Genomic DNA, 6,159 nt, shown 5'->3' on the forward strand with positions numbered 1-6,159 from the left:
CGGTAGCGCCGCGATGCCACGTTTCGGGTACCGATGGGGGTCGAACAACCACCACCACCCACCCAACCCGATCGATACGCTGAATGACGCAGGTGAAGCGCTGTGTAGTCAAATGGGGGTGCCATGGTGGGAGGGGTGCCGTACCCGGCCGCCCCGGTTCCGCCCCGGCGGTCGAGGCCGTTTCGGTGGGCGAGCGGGCTGCGCTGGGCCGCCGGGGTGGGAGCCACCGCCGTCCTGATCGCGCTCGGGGTGGTCGTCGTCGTTCAGGCGGGACAGATCGATCAGCTGCGCAGCGACGTGGCCAGGGCGCAACGCGATGCGGAGGCCGCCGCGAACGGGACCGACCAGCGACTGGACAGTTTGGACGGCCGGCTCGCCGCGGCCGAGAAGCAGAACGATCAGGTCTTCGACCCGCAGGGGGTCGCGGCCGCCGTGTTGCCGAGCGTCTTCCAGGTGATCGCGGACGAGTTCACCGGCAGCGCGTTCGCCGTCGGAAAGGCCAGCGCGACCGGCCGTACCAACGTGTTGACCGCCTTTCACGTGATCGAGGCGGTCTGGTCGCGCAACGGCAAATCGGTGCGGCTCGAGCGCGGCGGCAAGCGGTACACCGCCCTGATAGCTGATGTCGACCAGTCGCGGGACATCGCCCTGCTGCGGGTCGACACCGTGTTCACCGGCCTGTCGGCTGCCGCCGAGGACCCCGATCCCGGCGAGAACGTCCTGGTGGTCGGCACGCCGCTCGGCCTCTCCCACACCGTCACGACCGGCGTGGTCAGCGCGGTTCGGGAGCGCACCGACGGACCCGGGTCGATGATCCAGTTCGATGCGCCCGTCAACCCCGGCAACTCCGGGGGACCGGTCGTCAACACCCGTCGGGAGGTCGTGGGAATCGCCGACGCAAAGGCCCGGGACGCGGAGGGCATCGGGCTCGCCGTACCGATCCAGACCGCCTGCGCCACCTTCCACGTCTGCTGAGCCAAAACCCGGAGGAACCAATGTCGTACCCGTCGTACGGGCCGGAGGACACCCAGTACCGCCCTCCAGCCGCGCCCCACCAGCCCCACCCGGCCACCGCCTATCCGGCCACCGCCTACCCCCAGGCACCTGCGGCCCCGGTGCCTCCGGCAGCCCCGGTCCCTCCGGCGCCATCGGTGTCGCCCGCGTCGGCGCCGCCCACATCCGGCCCGCCGACGTCCGCGCCACCCACGTCCGCACCGCCGACGCAGGCTTTTCCCGCCCAGCAGCCGTATGCCCCGGGTACGCCGTACGCCCCGGGCATGGCTGCCGCGGAGACCCAGCCGCAGTCCTACCCGCCGGGGCCGCGACCCGCGCTCGGCGGGCGTGCCACCCTGCTTCTGGCGATCCTGTCGGTCCTGCTCCTCGCCCTCGGCGGTGTCGGCTTCGGCCTGTACCTCAACGAGCGCGGCGAACTCCGGGAGACCCGATCCGACCTCAACAGCCAGCTACAGGAGCAGCGCGACATCGTCACGCAGCGGGACCAGAAGATCGCCGAGACCGAGCAGAAGGTCAGCGACCTCACCACCGAACTGGACACCACCAAGGAGAACCTCTCCACCGTCACCAAGGAACGCGACGTCCTTCTGCCGTGCATGCGCCGGGCACAGGACATGTTCGACGCTGCCCGGGACCGGAACGAGAGCAGGCTGAGCTCGGCACTGCGCCAGGCCGACACCGCGTGCAGCAAGGCCCAGGCCGGCGTGGACTCCTGAGATCCGCGCGGTGGTAGAACCCGGCTGGTCCAGCGGACATACCTGTAACGGTGGGGATGCCGCCGAGTCATCGAGCTGACTCGGCGGCATCACGCCGTGCTCACCCGGTCAGCGGGCCCGGAGGGTACGCACGAAGGAGCGCCAGGCCGGTGGGGTGAAGGCCAACACCGGGCCGGCCGGGTCCTTGCTGTCCCGCACCCCGACCACGCCCGGCAGGTTCCCCGCCACCTCCACGCACTCGCCGCCGTGGCCGTTGCTGCGGCTGCTCTTGCGCCAGAGGGCACCGTTCAGTTCCATGACTCCGCCACTTCCCGGATCATCTCGATCGACTGCTGGTGGGACAGCGCCTCGGCCCGGACCGAGTCCCAGAGCTGCTGGACGGTCTTGACGTCCTCGACCCGCTCGACGAACCGTCCGTCGAGCTGGTCGTCGAGGTAGCCGACGTCGTCGCCGCCGGGGTGGGTCACGAGCACGAAGGGGCCGTTCAGCCCAGCGTACGCGCCGACGCTGGTCGGGACGACCTGCACCCGGACCCGGGGCTGCTCGGCGCAGAGCCTGCCGATGTGCCGGAGCTGGTCGCGCATCACCTCGGCACCGCCGACCGGCTGGCGCAGCACCCGTTCGTCCATCACGGCGGTGAACATCGGCGGATCGGGGCGGGTCAGGATCTCCTGCCGGGCCAGCCTCGTCGCCACCTGCTCCTCCACCTGCTCGGCGGTGAGCAGCCCGCCGCTGGCCAGCAGCGCCCGGGCGTACGCCTCGGTCTGCAACAGACCCGGAATCACCGACAGTTGGAAGCACCGGATGTCCGTGGCCTCCTGCTCGGCGACCACCCAGTGCCGGAACCACGGCATCACCAGCCCCGGGCCGAGCACCGCCTGGATGCGTTCCAGCAGGCCACCGGTGTCGAGCACGCCGTCGCAGCGCTTGGCGAACTCCCGGGTCGGGCGGCGCTGACACAGCTCGATCTTCGCCACCAGCGCGGAGGAGAAGTTGATCCGGTGTGCCAGGCCGTCCTGGGAGAGTCCGGCCACGCCGCGAAAGCGGCGTAACTCTCCGGCGAACAGACCGAGTGTGGTGGGTGTGCCAGCTTCAGCCACGGACAGGCTCCTTACCTGCGGATTGTGCAGCCCGGACAACGGACCGGGTGCTCGGATCGACACTTCCGAGAGTAGTCACCTGATCACCAGACTGGAACCTGGGAAACGCGCCCGACGGCAGACCGGAACCCGACCCGGTAGGCCCCCCGCCCCGGGGATCGGCCCGGTGGGCGCCCCGCCCCCGGGGACCGGCCCGCAACTCGTCCTTGCCCGAGCCGGTCCCCGGGTTCCCAGCCCGAGGAGGAGGTCGCGGTCCGATGTGGTCACCGTTGCGGCGCCAACCCGAACCCGTGCGGTACGCCCCGGTGCACCGGCGAAACTGGCGCCGCCTCTGGTGGCGGCACTGTCGTTGCGGTGACCGGTGGCCGTGCCCGGACCGGTTCAACCCGCCGCCGCTGGTCCCGCCGTACCCGTCGGGGCCTCGGATCGGCGCGAACCTGTCGCCCCCGCCTCCCCGCGAGCGGCCGACGAACCGGGGGCCGCTCCGGAGGTTCGATCGGGTCCGGATCGACACCGACGTCGCCGAGCGCTACCGGCCCGGCGCCGACCCGGCGTTGGCTCGGCCAGCGCGGTTGCGAACGTGAACCCGGCGAACCGCCCACCGTCACCTCGGCCGCCGTCACCTCGACCGCACCTGCCGTTACGTCCGTTGTGGCTGTGTCGGACCTGCGGCCAGCCATGGCCGTGTGCGGTGGCGCGTCTGACGCTGCTGGTCGACTACCGCGAGGACCGGGTCGGGCTGCACGTGTACCTCGGTGCGGCACTCTTCGCCGCCACCGCCGACCTTTACCGGCTCAATCCCCACCCCGGCCCCGACCCCGCAGCCCTGTTCGCCCGGTTCCTCGGCTGGTGCCGGCCACGCCGAAGTTGACCCCGGCCAAGCGCAACCCGGCCCGGCCGCTCCCCGCCGACTGGGCCGAGCCGAACCGGTCCCGGACCGACCGGCTCCAGCCCCGGCGGACCGATCCCCGTCCCGGTCGGACCGGAACCGGTCACGGGCGGCTGAGCCGGAACGTCTCCAACTCCTCGCCGCCGTACCAGTCGGTGCGTCGGCCGATCGAGGTCATGCCGAGCCGCCGGGCGACCGCCATCGACGCCTCGTTGCCGGGGGCCACCACGGCGTAGATCTCCGGAACCCCGGCGGCGAAGCCCCGCTCGATCGCGCCCCGGGCCGCCTCGGTGGCGTAGCCGTGCCCCCACGAGTCGGGGTGCAGGTGCCAGCCGACCTCGATGTCGTCGGTCAGCTTCGCCTCGTCGCGTCCGGGGAGTGGCTTCAGCATCACCGTGCCGACGACCCGGCCGTCCTCCCGGCGCTGCACCGCCCAGATGCCGTACCCTGCCGGAAACTCGGCGTTGCGGGCGTGCCACTGGCGAACCCCTTCTTCGGCGCCGGCCGGCTCCCGTAGCGGCAAGGTGGACCGGTTGAAGAACCGGACCACCTCCGGCCGGGAGTACATGTCGAAGACCCGGGCCAGGTCGTCGGGCTCCAACATCCAGTCGCGGACCACCAGCCGCTCGGTCTCGTAGATCGTCGTCACGCGGCCGGATAGTAGTCACCCGGTACCCGGTCGGCCAGCGAATTGGGCGGGCCCGGCGTGACGCCGAGCCCGCCCGTCCGGCCAGCCTGTCTCAGAGGTACTCCATCAACCCGTCACCCGACAGGCGTAAGGCTGAACCGCTGGTTGGTCTGTCCATGACAGTCGTACAACTGGATCTGCGCCCCGTTGGCCGTACTCCACGCATCCAGACACCGCCCGGACTGCACCCCACTGATCGTCCCGTTGGAGTTGACATTCCACTGCTGGTTGGCCTGACCATGACAACCGTAGATCTGCACCGCCGCACCGTTACCAGAACCCGCCGCATCCAGACACATATCGCCGTACACCCGCAACTGCCTGTCCGAGGTGTACGTCCACGACTGGTTCGTCTGCCGGTTGCAGTCGTAGAGCTGCACCCGGGTACCGTTGCTCCGCGACGCGTTCGGCACATCCACACACCGACCCGACTGCGCACCACGAATCTCGGACGCCGAACCCGGCGGCACGGTCGGCGACACGGTCGGAGTCACCGGAGGCGTGGTCGGCGGATTCGTCGGGTTACCGGTGGCCGGCGGGGTGGTCGGCGCCGGGGGCAGCAGCGGGCAGGTGCTGCGATAGGTGACCACGCCGCTGGAGTCCAGCAGCGGGCAGAGGAACTGGCTGTAGCGGCTGTCGTTGTCGACGAACATCTTCAGGAACGGCAGCATGGTCCGAATCATCACGTTGTTGGGCCGGCCGACCATGAACCCGTGATCCGCACCGGCGACCTCCAGGTAGACGCTCTCCGTCGTGGCCGGAAGGCTGTTGTACTGGTTGAGGACCGAGGAGGGGCTCACCACGGTGTCCGCCTGCCCCGCGAACACCATCGTGGGCACCCGGTCGTTGGCCAGGTTCGACGAGGGCAGGAACGGCGCGATCCCGACCGTGGCCTTCAACGACGGACGCCGGATGGCCGCGTTCAGCGCACCGCCGCCGCCCATGGAGTGACCGGACACCGCCAGCCGGTTCGGGTCGACCCGGGTGCGTACCGGACTCTGCTGGGTGAGGTAGTCCAGTGCGGCGAGCAGTTGGGTGCCCCGGGCCTCGTCGAAGTCGTTCCGGCTGTTGGTCTCGATGCCGATCACAACGAACCCGTGGGACGCCAGCCACGGCCCCATCCAGGCCAGCTCGGCGGAGAACAGGGCGGTGTAGCCGGGCGAGATGGCGATTCCGCCGAAGGTTCCCTGACTGGTGTCGGTCGGGTAGTAGATCATGCCACCGGCAAAGCCGTACCCGCCGGGGACGCTGGTCTGGGCGGTGGCGAAGGGCCCGTTCACGGACGCGACGCTGGCCCGGGTGGGATCCGGCCCCCGCTGGTACGGGTTGTCGGCGGCCGACGCCGACCCGGTCGTCACCGCCATGGTGAACAGCCCGAGGGTGAGCGCGATTCCGGCCGCGGCGAGGCTGAGCAGCCAGCTCCGCAGGCCAGGGGACCGGCGATCAGCCCCGACACCCTCCGAGGGTGTGGGATCAATTGCGTGCTGTCGCACTGTCGGTTCCTCCTTGTGGTGGTGGTGATCCTTCTCAGGTGGTGGTGGATTACCGGCGTGCATTGCGCAGTCCGGTTGCCGGGCGGGCTCGGTCCGCGCCGAGCCCGCCCGTCCCCGTCGTCATCCGGTCCTGATCAGCGCTGCAGTGTCAGCAGGCCCGGCCGGTACGGCAGCAGACCGTAGTCGCCACCCGAACTGGGCGATCGCCCCTGGTAGAGCAACTGCAGATTGCAGGCGTCGACCGTCATCGTCTGATCCG

Annotated in this window: 8 protein-coding genes; 3 read left to right on the forward strand and 5 right to left on the reverse strand. The window is 70.5% G+C overall.

The features are described from left to right. Window positions 1-135: 135 nt before the first annotated feature. Entirely contained in the window at window positions 136-975 is an 840-nt protein-coding gene (locus ABNF97_RS29545) for a S1C family serine protease (RefSeq protein WP_349340529.1), read from the forward strand. A gap of 302 nt (window positions 976-1,277) precedes the next feature. Then, window positions 1,278-1,730 (forward strand): hypothetical protein, encoded by a 453-nt coding sequence (locus ABNF97_RS29550; RefSeq protein WP_349340530.1) that lies wholly within the window; start codon window positions 1,278-1,280, stop codon window positions 1,728-1,730. Between the two features lie 108 nt (window positions 1,731-1,838). On the opposite strand, the gene ABNF97_RS29555 is transcribed toward ABNF97_RS29550, so the two are convergent. Beyond that, on the reverse strand, window positions 1,839-2,027 hold the full coding sequence (locus ABNF97_RS29555; protein WP_349340531.1) for a DUF397 domain-containing protein: 189 nt from the start codon (window positions 2,025-2,027) through the stop codon (window positions 1,839-1,841). Next, window positions 2,018-2,830 carry a helix-turn-helix domain-containing protein gene (locus ABNF97_RS29560; RefSeq protein ID WP_349340532.1) on the reverse strand — a complete coding sequence of 271 codons (813 nt, stop codon included), beginning with the start codon at window positions 2,828-2,830 and terminating at the stop codon, window positions 2,018-2,020. Before ABNF97_RS29560 ends, ABNF97_RS29555 begins: the two co-directional genes overlap by 10 nt. A gap of 691 nt (window positions 2,831-3,521) precedes the next feature. Here ABNF97_RS29560 and ABNF97_RS29565 point away from each other — a divergent pair. After that, complete coding sequence (locus tag ABNF97_RS29565; protein ID WP_349340533.1) at window positions 3,522-3,701, forward strand: hypothetical protein; 180 nt, start codon at window positions 3,522-3,524, stop codon at window positions 3,699-3,701. Between the two features lie 121 nt (window positions 3,702-3,822). Here the strand turns inward: ABNF97_RS29565 and ABNF97_RS29570 are convergent, their stop codons facing one another. From ABNF97_RS29570 to ABNF97_RS34370, 3 genes are all read right to left on the reverse strand, one after another. Then, entirely contained in the window at window positions 3,823-4,368 is a 546-nt protein-coding gene (locus ABNF97_RS29570; protein ID WP_349340534.1) for a GNAT family N-acetyltransferase, read from the reverse strand. Between the two features lie 113 nt (window positions 4,369-4,481). Beyond that, window positions 4,482-5,900: a poly(ethylene terephthalate) hydrolase family protein gene (locus ABNF97_RS29575; protein WP_130464304.1), complete on the reverse strand. Its 1,419-nt coding sequence runs from the start codon at window positions 5,898-5,900 to the stop codon at window positions 4,482-4,484. A gap of 134 nt (window positions 5,901-6,034) precedes the next feature. Further along, a partial coding sequence (locus ABNF97_RS34370) for a non-reducing end alpha-L-arabinofuranosidase family hydrolase (protein WP_502930563.1) occupies window positions 6,035-6,159 on the reverse strand: 125 nt, incomplete at its 5' end.

The sequence above is a fragment of the Plantactinospora sp. B6F1 genome (genome assembly GCF_040120695.1).
GTDB lineage: Bacteria > Actinomycetota > Actinomycetes > Mycobacteriales > Micromonosporaceae > Plantactinospora.

What these genes read in the sequence shown, in the direction of transcription:
- ABNF97_RS29550 (WP_349340530.1), top strand. Translation starts at nt 1,278, where the DNA reads ATGGCTGCCGCGGAGACCCAGCCGCAGTCCTACCCGCCGGGGCCGCGA.
- ABNF97_RS29555 (WP_349340531.1), bottom strand. Translation starts at nt 2,027, where the DNA reads ATGGAACTGAACGGTGCCCTCTGGCGCAAGAGCAGCCGCAGCAACGGC.